Below are 15,992 nucleotides of genomic sequence, written 5' to 3' on the forward strand. Positions count from 1 at the left end.
GCGTAAGCGCTGCCGTGCCTTTAGCAGGGAAGACCTCATACAATAATAACGGGGCATTAATGAAGAAGCGCATAATTGTTTTTATCATCGTGGCGGTGGGTCTCGCCGCTGCTCTGAGTCGTGCACCAGTGCAAACGTGGCTTGTGCAGCATGGGGAAGCATGGGTGTTGCGCAATGCGGAACACTTGCCACTGGCCCGTGCCGGTGAATACCTTTTTGACAAGCACTGTGCCAGCTGTCACGACAATCCAACAATGCATGCGCCGACACGTGAGGCGCTATCTAGACTCGCCAAAGAAGATCTGATGATTGCCATGGAGTTTGGCAAAATGCAGCCAATGGCGGCTCATCTTAGTAAACAGAAGCGGGGCTTGATTGCGCATTATTTAGCGGGCAGTGCGACTAATCAGTACGATTGGATTGCCGATGCAATGTGTGAGCAATCGCAAAATACCAGCGCCAGTCCAATTTTGGCGAGCTGGGGCTTAGGGCCTGAAAATCGTCGCTTTATCTCGTCTAAGCAAACGCTTATCGACGCAAATAACGTTGGCGATCTTAGTTTGGCATGGAGCTTTGCCTTTCCGCGAGTCAGCGATATGCGTTCGCAACCTGCGGTAATTGGTGATCGCCTGTTTGTTGGCGATAAAGCGGGAAAGTTATTCGTTTTAAATCGTCATAGTGGCTGCGTCATCGCTCACACCAAAATGATTAGTGGTATTCGCTCAGCTATTACCGTCGCGACCCTGAGCGACTCTAGACAGTTGCTGGTTTTTGCAGACTCATTGGCAACGGTATATGCCCTTGATCCCAATACCTTGGATATTGTTTGGCAGCGCTCGGCGCGGCTGAACAATTACTCGGTAATTTCGGGGTCGATTAGCTACCACGATGATCGTCTTTATGTGCCGATTTCCTTATTCGAGGTGGCGGCGGCGGGCAGCCCCAGTCATATTTGTTGCACTTCTCATGGCGGGGTAATGGCGCTTGCCGCAGACAGCGGCGACAAGCTGTGGACGTGGCATGCCAGTCGTGATGCCATTTTGCAGGGTAAAAATAGAGTGGGCCAAGATCGCTATGGGCCGTCTGGTGCGGCGGTGTGGTCAACGCCCACCATCGATGTCCAGCGCAATCGATTGTATATCGGAACTGGCGAAAATCTGAGTGCACCGGCTACCGACACCAGTGACGCGGTGATTGCACTGGATTTAGATAGCGGCGACCTAGTGTGGAAATTTCAGGCTACTGCCGGTGATATTTGGAATGCAGCGTGTTTAAACGGTGGGGCGAATTGCCCAGACAATCCCGGTCAAGATTTTGATTTTGGCGCGTCAATTATTATTGCGGATTTTGATGGTAGGCAGTTGCTATTAGCGGGTCAAAAATCCGGCGAAGTGTTTGCCCTTAATCCCGACGGCAATGATAAGCAACGCGTAGTTTGGCGAAAGCGGCTTAGCCAAGGTACAAGCAATGGTGGTATTCATTGGGGTATGGCACTGGCGGGTGACTCGCTGTATGTGCCGATAGCCGACCCGGAGCGAGAGGTGGCGGGGTATACCCCAAAGCCGGGGCTGTATGCTTTAAATGTAAGCGATGGCGATGTGCTTTGGGGGCATGCCGTTAAGCGAAATTGCGATTTTGACTACAGTAAACGGCCCTTGGTTGGCTTAGAAAATAATCGCTCGGCGAGCAAAGTGGATCCAGCTGAACTCTATCGATGCAGCTTTTACTACGGTTTGTCGTCGGCCATTACGGTGAGTGATGAGCTCGTCTTTAGTGGCGGGCTCGATGGCACTATGCGGGTGTTTGACCGCGCCAGTGGCAAGGTTCTGTGGACAGACAATACGGCGGTGCCGGTCAATGCAAGCAACGGATTAGCGGGCCATGGCGGCGCTATTGATGTTGCTGGGCAAATTGTGGTTGGCGAGTGGCTGTATGTGCTTTCGGGTTACAGCATGTTTGGGCAGCTGCCCGGCAATGTTTTGCTGGCCTACAAAATTAAAAACTAAGCATAAAAAATAATAAATATTGCGGTCACGGCGACCGGCCAAGGAGCGTAAAATGACAATAAAATTCACCGTGAGTGATTTGGCTCTTAAACCGATTATCCTCGCCATTGGCTTGGCTAATGCGGCAATTGCCGCACCAGTACTCGAAGAGGTGGTGGTTACGGCCCAAAAGCGCACAGAAAGTCTTCAGGATGTGCCGGGCGCTGTTTCGGCACTCTCAGCCGATGATTTGCAAGAGTCTGGATTTCGCGATATTAGCGATGTCTCTGCTCTGGTCCCCTCACTGTATATCTTAACTACCGAGCAGCCAATGAGTACCGCAGTGCGCATACGCGGTATTGGTAACGCGGCCAATGTTCCCACCTTTGAGCCTGCAGTAGCACTGTATATTGATGGTGCATTTCGCTCGCGGTCGGGGGTGGGCCTAGGGGATATTGTTGACGTGCAAGCGATCGAGGTATTGAAGGGACCGCAGAGTACCTTGTACGGTAAAAATGCGTCTGCCGGTTTGATTGCAGTATCGTCAGCGCCGCCAAGCCGCGAGTTAGAAACCATGGTGGAATTCACTTATGCCAGCGACAACTTACATCAGCTTAAGGGCTATGTTAGCGGACCCCTCACCGAAAAAATGGCAGGCCGTTTAAGTGCCAGTACCACTCGGCGCGGTAATCTGACCGAAAACCTCAGTGGCCCAGACAGCGGTAATCTCAATGACATCGCGCTGCGTGGCCAATTGCAGTATGACTTTTCGGATCGCTGGAGCGCGCGTTTAATTGCGGGTTGGTTAGAGCGCGACATGAATGCCATGGCGGCCGATATGTATTACAGCGCCAAAACCCGCGAGATGATCAGTGAGGCGGGTTATGACATTAGCAATAACGATCCCCTCGATCACGTAGTGGAACACAATTTGAAACCGCTTATTGTGCAGGATTCCAGCGATATTATTTTGAATGTGCAATACGGCGGCGACGGTTACAGCTTTACCTCTATTTCAAGCTTTGACACATACGACTCTGAAAAATACATGTATAACGTCGAGCTTATGCCGATCAATATCGCCAGTAATTTCGACAAGCACGCGGGCGACTCTATTTCCCAAGAGTTCCGTATCGCGTCTGAAGGCAGCGATAGCCTGCGTTGGATGACAGGGGTGTATTATTATTACAACGACTTTCAGCGCGGTGATTGGGATCAGCCCTTCTTGCGCATGGAAGATCAGGTTGAAGAATACGGTACGATTGTAGCGAAATATTTTGTGGCCGCAGCGCTGCCTGTTCCGCTGCCATTGCCGGTAGGGTCTCCCGCCCAGGTGCCGATATTAGGGGTTGACGGCGACGAAGCCTTTTACCGTGCGGAGCAGCAGACCACCAGTTACGGTGTATTTGCTCAAGCCGACTTTGACCTCAGCGAAAAATGGAATCTCAGTCTAGGGCTGCGTTATTCCGAGGAAGAAAAAGACGGTTATATCGCGACCTACAATACCGCAGCCAACGGTTGCTCGGCACCTTTCGATACGAATCCCGTGTGTTCCGTCGCCCCAAATGTTGATCCCTATGGCTCAACGCAAAGCTGGTCGGCAACGACGGGTAAAACCAGCCTCAGTTATTTTGCTAGCCCGGATATTATGTTGTACCTAACATACTCAACAGGGTTTAAAGCGGGCGGCTTTAATTTGGAGTCGGGAACGGTTCCGCCAGAACTGCGCGACTTTGATTCTGAAGAAGTACAGAACTTTGAGTTTGGCTGGAAAGCAGAATTTTGGGACCAGCGTGCGCGGCTTAACGGTGCGCTATTTCATACCATTTATGATGGCCAGCAGAATGCCTCTTTTGTTGGCTTAAGTTTTGTGGTGAACAGTGCGGACCAGGTTATTATGGATGGCGCTGAGGTCGAAGGTTTACTGTTGCTATCTGATCGCTTCACTTTAAGCATAAGTGCCACTGCACTAGATGTTGTTTACAAGAGCTACGACGGTGGGCAATGCTATTACGGCCGCGAACCCGACAATGAATACGCGCAGTGTGACCTCAGTGGGGAGAAGCTGCCGTTTACCCCGAGCCTCGCTGGTAACGCAGCTCTGCGTTATACCCAGCCGCTGTTTAGCGGCGATCTCTACAGTCGTTTGGCCTATCGTTATCAGGGCTCAACCCACTATATTCCCGATCTTGATCCCCGTCACGAGGAGCCAGCCTACGGCGTTTTTGATGCTCGGCTCGGTTGGCGCAGCGCCAATGTCGATGTCGCCTTGTGGGTGAAGAATTTAACAGATGAACAGTATGCCTCGGCTATCGGTCCGGCCACGTTCCACGCGGTACTCGATGCCAATGTTGGCTCGCCGGAGGGCTCTTATCAAACCTTTTTGGGCGACCCTCGCAGCGTCGGTATGACTCTGCGTTTAAATTATTAGACGCACTTTTTGATTTGCGCCGGTTTATGCGGCGCTGCGTACAAAAAAAATAATAGGATAGTGTAATGCGAGCAGTAATGAATAAAATCTTGTGGGCAGGGCTGTGCATGGTGCTGGCGGGACACGCGCTGGCGAAGGACCTGATAGTGACTGATGACTCTGGCGAAGGATTGGCTACGGTAATGGTTACCCGGGTATTGGCGCAAAAGCCGAAGCTGATCTTGGCTGATGAGGGTTATCCCGCCGACGGTGTCAGTAATCAGTCTGCTGTCGAAAATACCCGCTTTAGCGATGCCAATGGCATGCTAAATTTTCCTGATACTGGCATTGCCTATGATTATCGCTTTCGCAAGCCTGGCTTTAAAGATGTTAGCTTGCGCGCGGCAGCGGTCGCTGCACAGTTGTCTTTGGGTGAAGGCCTGACGGTGCAGATGGAGCGTGAGCAGGATCGCCGAGTGCTGGCAGAACAAAAGCCGTCGAATGTGTGGTTGTCTCAGCTTGATATCGGTGGTGGCGAGGCCTTACGACAACATTTCGCCTTAAATTGTGCGTTTTGCCATCAACAGGCCTCGCCGTTTATGCGGGTTGAACGCAGCGCTGAAGAGTGGTTGACCGTTATTGATTGCATGGGTGGTTATGGTGCTCGTATTGCTGGTGACTTGCGCCAGCCTTTGGCGGAGGGTTTGGCCGCGGGTTACCACAGTTTAAACGCGAGCTATGAAACGGTGCCAGAGCCCCGGCCCTGGGATTCGGCCCTGGCTGGAGCGAGTTATACCGAGTGGCCGATTGGTGACGGTTTCTCCCAAATGCATGACTTTATTCTGCATCCCAATGGCATGGTGTACGTAGGCGATAATCTTCAAGACCGCATTTATGAAGTGAATCCCAAAACGGGTGTATACACGGTGTACACGGTGCCCCATGAGTCCGACGACAAGCTTGGCGGATTCTTAGGAAATCGCTTCAAAGCTTACGGCAAAATTAATAATTATATGGGGGTGCACTCATTTGCCGTGTCGCCTAAAGATGGCCATATTTTTATCACGCCGTCGATGCAGCGAGCCTTGTTGGAATTTGACCCCCAGACCAAAACCTTTACCCGTCACGAAATGACTCGGGGCTTTTATCCCCATACTATTCGTACCGACGAGCAAGACCGAGTGTGGTTTACCCTCGCGCTGTCGTCCCAAGTAGCGATGTGGGATCGTCAAAAAAAGGTATTTAGCTATTTCGATATCCCCGCTCGCAATATTAAAGAGTGGCTGACCATTAAGCTTCTGCCGCTGATATTTTGGCTGGACCCAGAGACGCGTCCTATGCCCTCAGTCGATCGTGAGTCTAGCGGGCTGCCTATGCCGTACGGTATCGATGTCGCGCCAGACGGACGGGTCTGGTTTGCGCGGCTATATGCCAATGATTTCGGTTATATCGATCCTGAAACGGGCGAAGTCACGGTAATTGATATTGAAGTGATTGGTCCGCGCCGCCTGCGGGTAGATGCCGAGAACCGCGTGTGGATGGTGGCGTTTCAGGCTGGTTTGTTAGTTATGTACGACCCGCAAACTAAAATTCTAAAGGAATATGATTTACCCGTTGTTAGCGAATTTCCCTATGCATTGAATGTGGATAGGGCGCGCAGCGTAGTGTGGGTTAACGGTAATCAGTCAGACACAGTTATGCGCTTTGATATCGCGACTGAGACTTGGCAGGTTTACCCAATGCCGCGCCGTCGCACATTTACACGAGATATTGAAATCGCTGAAGACGGCTCGGTATATACCTCGAACTCGCATTTTCCAAGCTGGCAAATAGAAGATGCTCAGCCTACCTTGATTCACATTACGCCTTACCCGCAATGAAAATACCGCGCGCGATACTGCTGCTGGGCGCCTGCGCAGTTACTTTGCCAGTAGCTGCGCAGGACTGGTCTTATTATCGGGGAGATCAAGGGGGCTCAGGTTTCTCTGCGCATCAGCAAATTAGTAGCGACAATGTCGAGGGCTTGGCAGTGGCCTGGCAGTATCGTAGCGGCGAGGCGGAGACATTTGCCGAACAGTTGCCGCGCAGCGCCTTAGAAACCACGCCGATATTATTGCCAGAGGCCGCGGGTGGGCATTTGGTGTTCTGCACAGCGTTCAATCAGGTAATCGCTCTTAATCCAGAAACCGGCGTTGAACGCTGGCGATTTGATCCTAAAATCTCGCTGGCCGGTGATCGCCCGTTTAAGTGTCGTGGCGTGAGTTGGTGGGCCGATTCTGCTAATGATGGTGAACTGTGCGGTCAGCGTATATTCACCGCAACCCATGATCGCCGTTTGATTGCCCTCGATGCTCGCAATGGCAAATTGTGTGCAGGCTTTGGTAATAAGGGCACGGTAAAACTGTATACCGATGAAGAGGGTTTTGTTCCCGGTGATATCGGCAGCGTGTCGCCACCGGTGGTGATAAATAACACCATCATTGTGGGGTCGGCGGTGGTGGATTTTGTTCGCGCCCACACCCCGCGCGGCACGGTAAAGGCCTTTGACGCTCGCAGCGGAGCGCTGCGCTGGCAATTTGAACCCATCCCTTTAGATGCAACCGCGCCGAACGCCGGGCAGTGGCCTGTCGATGCCGTTGCTGCCTCTGGTGGCGCAAACGCCTGGGCGCCATTATCGGTGGATGAAGCGCGGGATCTGGTCTTTATTCCTACCGGCGCGCCATCGCCAGATTATTACGGCGCGCTTCGCCCTGGCGATAATCGCTATGCGAACTCGCTGGTAGTATTGCGCGGTAGCACCGGCGAAATGGTGTGGAATTTTCAGTTTGTGCATCACGATGTTTGGGATTACGACACCCCCGCGCAGCCGATGTTGATCGATTTACAACGCAGTGGCAAATCGATTCCTGCGGTTGTGCAGCTAACTAAGCAGGGTTTTGTTTTTGTGTTTCATCGGGAGACCGGTGAGCCATTATTCCCCATTCTTGAAAAGCCTGTGCCTCAGTTGGCGGTGGTGGGTGAACATTTGTCACCTACTCAGCCAGTGTCCACTGAACTGCCCTTATTATTGAATCACAATTTAAATGCCGAAAGCGCTTGGGGGTTGACGCCTTGGGATCGCGGTGCCTGCGCGGAAAAAATTGCGGGTTTGAATAATCAGGGCTTGTTTACCGCATTGACCGAGAGCCCCACGCTAATGCTGCCAGGTAGTCTTGGTGGTGCGAATTGGGGCGGCGGGGTATTTTGGCCGGAACGCCAGCAACTGGTAATTAATGTAAATACCGCGCCGTTTGTAGGATATTTAAAACCCACTAGCAGCGCCGAAACGGGAGAGCATTTACCGCCCGCAGGTAAAACCATGCGTATTACCATGGCAGGCACGCCCTATACCGTGGTGGTTGAGAGTCTGCTGTCGCCACTGGGAATTCCCTGTAGTGAACCGCCGTGGGGAAAATTAATGGCGATCGATTTAGCCAAGGGCGAAGTGCTGTGGCAAAAGCCCTTGGGGTCAGTTCATGAGATGGCGCCCCTGCCGCTGCCCTTCGACATTAATTGGGGCACACCGAATTTGGGTGGCGCGCTAATGACGGCGGGCAACCTGGTGTTTATCGGCGCAACGATGGATCGGCGCTTCCGAGCGTTTTCGGCTGCCAGCGGTGAAATGCTATGGCAGCACACCTTGCCCGTCGATGCGACTGCATCGCCAATGACCTACCAGCGGGGCGGTCGACAATATGTGGTAATTGCGGCTGGGGGGCATCATATGTATCAGCGGTCGATGGGTGATTATATTATTGCGTTTGCTTTGCCTGCTAAGTCTAATTAGGGGGAGTCGTAGTGCGGCGCTGGTCGGCCTAGTGCTTTCGGTGTAATGTCGCAGAAACAGCTAACACAGAGCGTCACCATGAACGTAGATAAAGCCAAAAAACGTATCGCCAAGCAGGTTAAAAAAGGCTTTCACGGTTACCCACTTATATCTTTAGCGTATTTTGGCAAAAGCCCTGACTCAGCCAGTGAAGTCGTTATCTCGTTTATTTCGGAAGAGGGGGCTGCTGCGCAGGAGCAAAAATTTAGCTGCGAACAGGATGCTCGTGAAGACGAAACTATTCAGTCGATTTTAGTCAAAATCATTGAGCGGGCGGATGTCGCTACGGTGCTTGAAACAGAGGGTGTTTCGCTTGGGGGTTGATCGCTGCGGGGCTCTTTGGCAGATGTGGCGGTGGTGTCGTGCCGATCGCTGGCTCTTCATCATTAACGGGGGACACCGGCATTCATTAAACTGAATTTGCGAAGAAACAGTTTGATGGAGAATACCGATGTCCCACGCAGGAAGAATTATAGGCATACCTGGCCTTGAGATTGAACGGGTAGTCCGCAGGAAAGGGATCGAAGTCTGGGCAAAGCCTGTGCACAGGCCGCCTTGTAAGCATTGTCAGGGCAATGGCCTGAGGATTAAAGCCACGCATCTCAGGACGGTGAAGCACACTCGTCAGGGGAATCAAGTGATGACCTTGCACCTTCGAGTACCCAAGTACCATTGCCAGGAGTGTAAGCGCTATTTTCGTCACGCCTTTACCGGTATTCGTCCGCGTTTTCGCGCTTCAGAAGCCTATCGACTGGAAGTGTTCGAAGCCCACGATGGCGGTGTAACGCAGCGCAAGTTGTCTCGAACCCATCAAATCAGCCCAGCGACGGTAGAGCGTTGGTATCAGCACCATATTAAGCAAAAGCGTTCCGAGGGGGATCGCCGATATTGCCCTCGCGTATTAGGGATAGATGAGCATTTCTTTACCCGTAAAAAGGGTTATGCGACCACGCTTACCGACCTCAAGAATCACAAAGTGTTTGATGTCCAACTAGGACGATCAGAATTGAGTTTGCGCCGCTATTTAAAGGCCCTTGAGGGACGAGAGCGCGTTCAGGTTGTGGTGATGGATCTCTCGGAAACGTACCGCAGCATTGCCCGCCGCTACTTTCCCAATGCCGCGATCGTGGCTGACCGATTCCATGTGGTCAGGCTTATTAACCAGCACTTTTTAAGTGTCTGGAAGCAGCATGATCCTGAGGGCAGAAAGAACCGCGGTTTGATCAGTTTAATGCGTCGCCATCAATGGAATTTGCGGGATGAGCAGCACGCCAACCTTATGCAGTATTTGGCTGAGTACCCAGTGCTGCAAGCACTGTATGTGGCCAAGCAACGATTAATCCGATTTGTGTTGCTCAAGACCCTGACGCGCAAGAAAGCCAGCATCAAGTTGCCGGTATTCATGAAATTGCTTGATGAGCTAGCTGAGAGCCCGCTACGAGCGCTAGCTAACACATTGCGCTCCTGGTTGAAGCCCATTGTGGCCATGTGGCGATTTAGTAAAAGTAACGGAATAACTGAGGGCTTCCACAACAAAATGGAAATGATGACACGACGAGCGTATGGTTTTAGAAACTTTGAAAATTACAGGATGAGAGTGCTGGCCCACTGCGGGTGGGACGGAGTGATTAACAGGGTTTGATGAGTGCTATCCCCCGATAATGGGGTAGAGCCCGATCGCTTTATTACCAATTACTTGAAAAAGTAGTCTCAAAATTACGCACACCGCGAAATTCGGTGCTATATCTCGAGTCTTAGCGAGTGGGTTTTAAAGGGTAAATAATGGTGCCCAGGAGAGGACTTGAACCTCCACCCCCTTGCGAGGACTAGCACCTGAAGCTAGCGTGTCTACCAATTTCACCACCTGGGCAGGGGATGATCAGCGTTTATGCCGAGGCGCGCAATTTACTGATAGAAAGTATTTTTGTCAACGGTTGAGTTACACTACACCCATATTTTTAAATTTTCATTGTATAAAGGAAGTCTGACTGAATGGCTAAACGCCGAAATATCCCCGATCCCCACGCTGAACGTGAGGCCTCGAACTACGAAAACCCGGTTCCCAGCCGTGAATATATCCTCGAACAGTTGAAAGAAAGCGAGAAGGGCATTAGCCAGGCGCAGCTGCGCCGCCAGCTTGAGATTGAAGGTGAGGAGCAGGAAGAAGGTCTGCGCCGCCGAATTAAGGCGATGTTGCGTGATGGCCAAATTATAGAAGGTCGTCGCGGCCAATTGCGCGCTATTAGTGGCGGCGACAGCATGGTCGGTAAGGTTATCGGCCATCGTGACGGCTTCGGTTTTGTTAGTATTGATGGTGAGTCTGAAGACGTGTATCTGGCTAATCGCCAGATGCAGCAGGTTTTTGATGGTGATACTGTCAAGGTTGAAGTGACTGGTGTCGATCAGCGCGGCCGCCGTGAAGGCGTGATTGTTGAAGTGGTTGAGCATAATACCCAGCAGCTTGTGGGTAAGTTAATGATGCACCGTGGCCTGCCTCAGGTAGTTCCTGAGAATACACGCATCCAGAATTGGTTGGCACTTGAGGATAACGACGTCGCGACCGCCAAAGAAGGCGATTACGTGATGGTTGAACTGACTCAGCAACCCGGTCAGCGTCAACAGGCGCGGGGCCGTATTACTGAAGTGCTGGGTGATCGCCGTACGGTTGGTGTGGCCACCGAGTTGGCGATCCGCAGCCATGATATTCCCTTTGAGTGGCCGGAGGCCGTTGAAGAAGAGGCGCGGCGCTTTGGTTCTGAACCCGCCGAGGCGGACAAAGCACATAGAGTCGATTTGCGCCAATTGCCGCTGGTCACTATCGACGGCGAAGATGCGCGAGATTTTGATGACGCGGTGTACTGCGAGCCCAAGAAAACTGGCGGCTACCGTCTGTGGGTGGCTATTGCCGATGTTTCTCATTATGTGCAAGTGGGTTCAGCCCTTGATCAAGAGGCGCATAAGCGCGCTACCTCGGTGTATTTCCCCGACCGCGTGGTGCCGATGTTGCCCGAGGCCTTGTCCAATGGCCTTTGCTCGCTAAAGCCCGATGTAGACCGTTTGACGATGGTTTGTGAAATGACCATTAGCGCCAGCGGCAAGCTGAGTGGCTATGTGTTTTATGAAGGTTTAATTCGCTCTCATGCCCGTTTAACCTATAACGAGGTGGGTGCACTGTTGGAGCTTGAGGGTGTTGATCCTAAGCACAACACGGGGCGCAATGCGCATTTATTGCCCCAGCTGCGTTATTTACACGACCTTTACAAAGTGCTGCGCAAAGCGCGGTCTGAACGCGGTGCCATCGACTTTGAAACCGTGGAAACGCGGATCGTGTTTGACGATGAGAAGCGCATTGAAGCAATTGTGCCGATCCGTCGTCACGATGCTCACAAGCTGATTGAAGAGTGCATGTTGTGTGCGAATGTCGCGACCGCTAGAGCGCTAGATCGCTCTGGGCTGGAAGCCTTGTACCGCGTGCACAGCGGTCCGTCAGAACAGAAGTTAACGAATTTGCGAGAATTCCTCGGCGAGATCGGTTTGAGTTTGCAGGGTGGCGAAGAGCCTAGCCCTAAAGATTATCAAATGCTGTTGTCGAATCTGGGTGAGCGTCCAGATGCTGCGGTAATTCAAACCATGATGCTGCGCTCTTTAAGTCAGGCGGTTTACCACCCAGAGAACGAAGGTCATTTTGGTCTGCACTATGCAGGCTATACCCATTTTACCTCGCCGATTCGACGCTACCCAGATTTGCTAGTGCATCGCGCATTGCGCTATTTGGTGCGCAGTGGTGGTGGCGAGGCGCCAGCGTGCTTCCATAAAGTAGGCGATGCACCAAACATTGATCGTAAAAAAATCTATCCCTATGATCTGGAGGCCCTTATTGCCCAGGGCGGGAATTCGTCGGTCGCTGAGCGCCGAGCAGATGAGGCCAGTCGCGATGTAATGGCTTTTTTGAAATGCGAATTCTTACAAGACCATGTCGGCAGTGAGCACGAAGGTATTATTACTGCCGTGACGGGTTTCGGCATGTTTGTCGAGTTGCAAGATCTCTATATAGAAGGTTTGGTGCACATCACCGCTTTGCCCCAAGATTTCTATCAGTTTGACCAAGCTCATCAGCGTTTGATTGGCGAGCGGACGCGTCGCGTTTTCCAGCTGGGTGATGCCTTGAAGGTGCAAGTGTTGGCCGTTAACCTCGATCAGCGGAAAATCGATCTTGGTGTGTTGGCGGGCGATGACATCGGTAAAAAGGCTGCTTTTGACACGGCTAAGCCCGCTAGTGATGGGCCTAAGCGCCAGCGTCGCAAGCCAGGCCAAAGTCGCGGTCGGAATACTGAGCCAAAAGCCGCTGCCGACTCACCTCGTCGTCGCAAGCCCGACGCTAGCGCACCTGCAGCAAAGTCTGCGCCGCGTAAAAAGCGCCAAGTCGTTGCGCCTGTTGTCGCTGATGTGCCGGTTGCCGTGCCGAAAAAGACCTCGGTTCGCGAGGCCCTGGCGAAGGGGTTAAAAGGCTTGATGCCAACTAAGGCCAAGGCCTCGGCTAAGCCCAAGGCGGCATTTAAGTCTGTAGGAGCTAAGGCGGCAGAAGCAAAAGCTGCTGCAGAGGCTAAGCCTAAAGCACAGCCTCGTCGCAGTCGATCGGGTGCTAAGTCTGCCGCGCCAAGTGATACCCCCAAAAAATCGGGTGGCAAACCTAAGTCGGGCGCACCACGAACGCGTCGTAGTCGATAGAGATTTTATTCAGTGGCAGAAAAGATTTTTGGCATACATGCCGTGCAGAGCGTGCTGGCCCGCAGTCCTGAGCGAGTTCAAGAGTTGTATGTGCAGGCGGGGCGGCTCGATAAGCGTGTGCAAGAAGTGTTGGATCTCGCTAAGGCTGCAAAGGTTCATGTTATTCAGCGAGCGCGTCCTGAATTAGACGCGATGGTTGAAGGGCGTCACCAGGGGCTTATCGCGCTGGTCGAGGCGGCTGCTCAGTTTCAGGAAAAAGATCTTCTGGATTTAGTGGTGGCGGCGGGAAGCTCGGCATTGGTGTTGGTGCTCGATGGTGTTACCGATCCTCATAATCTAGGTGCGTGCTTGCGCAGCGCCGATGCCGCTGGGGTGACTGTCGTCGTCGCGCCTCGCGATAATTCGGTGGGGCTTAGCGCTACAGTGCTGAAAGTTGCCTGTGGTGCAGCCGAGGTTGTGCCCTTTGTGCAGGTTACGAATCTCGCCCGCAGTCTGCAGCAAATGCAGCAAGCAGGGGTGTGGGTGGTGGGCATGGCTGGCGAAGCAGAGCTGTCGCTTTACGAGCAAGATTTGACTGGGCCGCGTGCCTTGGTCCTCGGCGCGGAGGGCAGTGGTATGCGGCGCCTTACTCGTGAGAACTGTGATTACTTAGCGAAACTGCCTATGGCGGGCTCGGTAAGTAGTTTGAATGTGTCGGTGGCGACGGGTATTTGTCTTTTCGAGGCGGTGCGTCAGCGCATAAAAGCCTGAATTGGCTAATAACTGTACGAATCACTTGCATATCATCCCCGATATACCTAAAATCCGCGCTCTTGATTTATTGGTAGTTCCGACTATTTTGGTCGGAGCTGTCCTCCTTGTCACACCGTAAAGGGTGGCTTAACCCGTAAGGAGCTGTAAAATGCGTCACTACGAGATAGTGTTCTTGGTCCATCCAGACCAGAGCGAGCAAGTACCAGGTATGGTTGAGCGTTATACGCAAGCCATCGAAAAAGACGGCGGTAAAGTTCACCGCCTAGAAGATTGGGGCCGTCGTCAACTGGCTTACCCTATCAACAAAATCCACAAGGCACACTACGTGCTGATCAATGCTGAAGCGTCTGCTGAAGCTGTGGAAGAGTTGACTACTAACTTCCGTTATAACGATGCCGTTCTGCGTAATCTTATTATTCGCTGCGATGAAGCTGTGACTGAAGAGTCGCCGATCATGAAGGCAGAGAACGAGAGCCGCGAGCGTCGTAGCCGCAGTGAACAGCGTGTTGAGCGCAGCCGTGACGACTCTGAGTCGACGACTGATGACAATAGTGACTCTGAAGCCGATACGGCTGAAGACGACGCTGAATAATTGCTGAGTTAGGAGAATAGTTATGGCACGTTTTTTCCGTCGTCGTAAATTTTGCCGCTTCACCGCGGAAGGCGTCAGCCAGATCGATTATAAAGATCTGGAAACCCTGAAAGCCTATGTTTCAGAAACAGGTAAAATTGTACCTAGCCGTATCACGGGTACAAATGCTAGATACCAGCGCCAATTGTCTACCGCAATTAAGCGCGCGCGTTTCCTTGCTTTGCTGCCTTACACAGACAGCCATAAGTAATCAAACGACGTAAAATTATGCGCGCCTTAGCTGAATTCATTATGAAAGGGCGCTTGCAGGCGGTAGCCGTTGCAGGCTTGGGTGTTGGTACGCTCATGTTTGCCTGGGTTGGCGTTGCAGCCGCAGCATTGGTGATGTTGCGCAAAGGCTTGAGCGAAGGTGCCTACGTTGTATTTTGGGCATTGTTACCGGCAATTGCGGTGGCCGCTATTGGAGCAGATGTTGGTCCCTTGACCATGCTGCTTGGCGCCGCAGCAAGTGCAGCGGTTTTGCGCAGCACCCAGCAATGGGCCTACGCAATGCTGGCTGCGGTTGGCGCCGGTTTGCTAACAGCATTAATCTTGATGCACATGGCCAGTGATTATCTGGCCTCGATTCTGGCAATGGTGCAACCCATGCTAGAGCGGATGCAGGTTTCTGCGTCTGGGCGTTTGCCAGAGATTGGCAACGGCGATATCGCCGCGGTGATCGGTGTTAGCACGGTGTTGTGGAGTACGCTGGCGGTGATGCTAGCGCGGTGGTGGCAGTCCATACTGTACAATCCCGGCGGGTTTCGCCAGGAAATGTGGCAGTTTCGATTACCGCCAGCCATAACAGTGACCTTGGTTGCGCTGATGTTGCTAGTAAGCAATGTTGGTGGGGATTATCGGTTTTGGGGGGTGATGTGTATGCTGCCCATTGTAATTTCCGGTATTGCCTTGGTGCACGGTGCCGCAGGACGCTTGGGTTTAGGTCGCGCATGGTTAATAGTTTTTTACGTAGCGCTGTTGTTATTGGGGCCGCTTTGGGCGGGCTTGATTTTGATGGCGATTGTAGATAGTTGGATTGATATTAGGCGGCGTTTGCCGAATCGCTCTCAACAATAGAGCGGCGCAAACGCAGACGAATTTAAGAGGGTGAGAACCATGCAAGTGATTCTGCTGGAGAAAATTGGCAAGCTTGGCAATTTAGGTGATCAGGTTAATGTTAAAGGCGGCTATGGCCGTAATTTCCTGATTCCATTTGGCAAAGCAGTACCTGCCACTAAAACAAATGTTGCTGAATTTGAAGCGCGTCGCGCTGATTTAGAAGCGACTGCTGCTGAAAAGCGCAGTGTTGCTGATGCCCGTGCTGAAAAGCTGGCGGCGTTGACAGTCACTATTGAAGCGAATTCTGGCGACGGCGGCAAGCTGTTCGGCTCTATCGGTACTCGCGATATTGCTGACGCAGTAACGGCAGCTGGCGTTGAATTGAATAAAAGCGAAGTACGTATGCCAGAAGGTCCAATTCGCGATCTGGGTACCTACGACGTGGCAATTCAATTGCACAGTGATGTAGTACAGACTGTTAGCATTGCGGTTGTTGCCGAGTAATTTTGCTGATCTGTCTATGATCTGATCTAGAAAGTGCAGGGTTGTTAATGCGATCTT

The 15,992-nt window shown here is 52.2% G+C and carries 12 protein-coding genes and 1 tRNA gene; 12 read left to right on the top strand and 1 reads right to left on the bottom strand.

Annotation, left to right across the window (positions count from 1 at the left end; genetic code table 11):
- Positions 1-59: 59 nt before the first annotated feature.
- The 6 genes from AZF00_RS04145 to AZF00_RS04170 all read left to right on the top strand — a co-directional run bounded on the left by AZF00_RS04145 (position 60) and on the right by AZF00_RS04170 (position 9,902).
- Positions 60-2,006, top strand: a complete 1,947-nt coding sequence (locus AZF00_RS04145) for a BamB-related PQQ repeat family beta-propellar protein (RefSeq protein ID WP_008246156.1) — start codon at positions 60-62, stop codon at positions 2,004-2,006.
- 52 nt (positions 2,007-2,058) lie between these two features.
- Positions 2,059-4,416 carry a TonB-dependent receptor gene (locus AZF00_RS04150; RefSeq protein ID WP_008246158.1) on the top strand — a complete coding sequence of 786 codons (2,358 nt, stop codon included), beginning with the start codon at positions 2,059-2,061 and terminating at the stop codon, positions 4,414-4,416.
- A gap of 77 nt (positions 4,417-4,493) precedes the next feature.
- The gene (locus AZF00_RS04155; RefSeq protein WP_231856187.1) at positions 4,494-6,275 is read left to right on the top strand and encodes a Vgb family protein; all 1,782 of its coding nucleotides are present in this window, start codon (positions 4,494-4,496) and stop codon (positions 6,273-6,275) included.
- Positions 6,272-8,221, top strand: a complete 1,950-nt coding sequence (locus AZF00_RS04160; RefSeq protein WP_008246161.1) for a pyrroloquinoline quinone-dependent dehydrogenase — start codon at positions 6,272-6,274, stop codon at positions 8,219-8,221. The genes AZF00_RS04155 and AZF00_RS04160 overlap by 4 nt, the downstream gene beginning before the upstream one ends.
- A 78-nt stretch (positions 8,222-8,299) precedes the next feature.
- The gene (locus AZF00_RS04165) at positions 8,300-8,584 is read left to right on the top strand and encodes a hypothetical protein (protein ID WP_008246162.1); all 285 of its coding nucleotides are present in this window, start codon (positions 8,300-8,302) and stop codon (positions 8,582-8,584) included.
- A gap of 127 nt (positions 8,585-8,711) precedes the next feature.
- Positions 8,712-9,902 carry an ISL3 family transposase gene (locus AZF00_RS04170; protein WP_062382734.1) on the top strand — a complete coding sequence of 397 codons (1,191 nt, stop codon included), beginning with the start codon at positions 8,712-8,714 and terminating at the stop codon, positions 9,900-9,902.
- A 141-nt stretch (positions 9,903-10,043) separates the two neighbouring features.
- Here AZF00_RS04170 and AZF00_RS04175 read toward each other — a convergent pair.
- Positions 10,044-10,130: transfer RNA gene (locus tag AZF00_RS04175), tRNA-Leu, on the bottom strand.
- A 122-nt stretch (positions 10,131-10,252) separates the two neighbouring features.
- Here AZF00_RS04175 and rnr point away from each other — a divergent pair.
- The 6 genes from rnr (at position 10,253) to rplI (ending at position 15,935) form a co-directional block, all read left to right on the top strand.
- Positions 10,253-12,988, top strand: coding sequence for a ribonuclease R (gene rnr / locus AZF00_RS04180; RefSeq protein ID WP_008246163.1), 2,736 nt, complete (start codon positions 10,253-10,255; stop codon positions 12,986-12,988).
- Positions 12,989-13,000: 12 nt separating this feature from the next.
- Positions 13,001-13,738 (top strand): 23S rRNA (guanosine(2251)-2'-O)-methyltransferase RlmB, encoded by a 738-nt coding sequence (gene rlmB / locus AZF00_RS04185; protein WP_008246164.1) that lies wholly within the window; start codon positions 13,001-13,003, stop codon positions 13,736-13,738.
- 151 nt (positions 13,739-13,889) lie between these two features.
- On the top strand, positions 13,890-14,333 hold the full coding sequence (rpsF, locus tag AZF00_RS04190; protein ID WP_008246165.1) for a 30S ribosomal protein S6: 444 nt from the start codon (positions 13,890-13,892) through the stop codon (positions 14,331-14,333).
- 22 nt (positions 14,334-14,355) lie between these two features.
- On the top strand, positions 14,356-14,583 hold the full coding sequence (rpsR, locus tag AZF00_RS04195) for a 30S ribosomal protein S18 (RefSeq protein WP_008246166.1): 228 nt from the start codon (positions 14,356-14,358) through the stop codon (positions 14,581-14,583).
- A gap of 17 nt (positions 14,584-14,600) precedes the next feature.
- On the top strand, positions 14,601-15,449 hold the full coding sequence (locus AZF00_RS04200) for a YybS family protein (RefSeq protein WP_008246168.1): 849 nt from the start codon (positions 14,601-14,603) through the stop codon (positions 15,447-15,449).
- Positions 15,450-15,488: 39 nt separating this feature from the next.
- Complete coding sequence (gene rplI / locus AZF00_RS04205; RefSeq protein ID WP_008246170.1) at positions 15,489-15,935, top strand: 50S ribosomal protein L9; 447 nt, start codon at positions 15,489-15,491, stop codon at positions 15,933-15,935.
- The last annotated feature ends 57 nt before the right edge of the window (positions 15,936-15,992 follow it).

This window comes from Zhongshania aliphaticivorans, from assembly GCF_001586255.1.
In the GTDB taxonomy this organism is placed as follows: Bacteria; Pseudomonadota; Gammaproteobacteria; order Pseudomonadales; family Spongiibacteraceae; genus Spongiibacter; species Spongiibacter aliphaticivorans.

Coding starts and splice junctions, on each gene's coding strand:
- rpsF (WP_008246165.1), top strand. CDS start 13,890: ATGCGTCACTACGAGATAGTGTTCTTGGTCCATCCAGACCAGAGCGAG.
- AZF00_RS04170 (WP_062382734.1), top strand. CDS start 8,712: ATGTCCCACGCAGGAAGAATTATAGGCATACCTGGCCTTGAGATTGAA.
- AZF00_RS04200 (WP_008246168.1), top strand. CDS start 14,601: ATGCGCGCCTTAGCTGAATTCATTATGAAAGGGCGCTTGCAGGCGGTA.
- AZF00_RS04160 (WP_008246161.1), top strand. CDS start 6,272: ATGAAAATACCGCGCGCGATACTGCTGCTGGGCGCCTGCGCAGTTACT.
- rplI (WP_008246170.1), top strand. CDS start 15,489: ATGCAAGTGATTCTGCTGGAGAAAATTGGCAAGCTTGGCAATTTAGGT.
- rpsR (WP_008246166.1), top strand. CDS start 14,356: ATGGCACGTTTTTTCCGTCGTCGTAAATTTTGCCGCTTCACCGCGGAA.
- AZF00_RS04145 (WP_008246156.1), top strand. CDS start 60: ATGAAGAAGCGCATAATTGTTTTTATCATCGTGGCGGTGGGTCTCGCC.
- AZF00_RS04155 (WP_231856187.1), top strand. CDS start 4,494: ATGAATAAAATCTTGTGGGCAGGGCTGTGCATGGTGCTGGCGGGACAC.
- AZF00_RS04165 (WP_008246162.1), top strand. CDS start 8,300: ATGAACGTAGATAAAGCCAAAAAACGTATCGCCAAGCAGGTTAAAAAA.
- rnr (WP_008246163.1), top strand. CDS start 10,253: ATGGCTAAACGCCGAAATATCCCCGATCCCCACGCTGAACGTGAGGCC.
- AZF00_RS04150 (WP_008246158.1), top strand. CDS start 2,059: ATGACAATAAAATTCACCGTGAGTGATTTGGCTCTTAAACCGATTATC.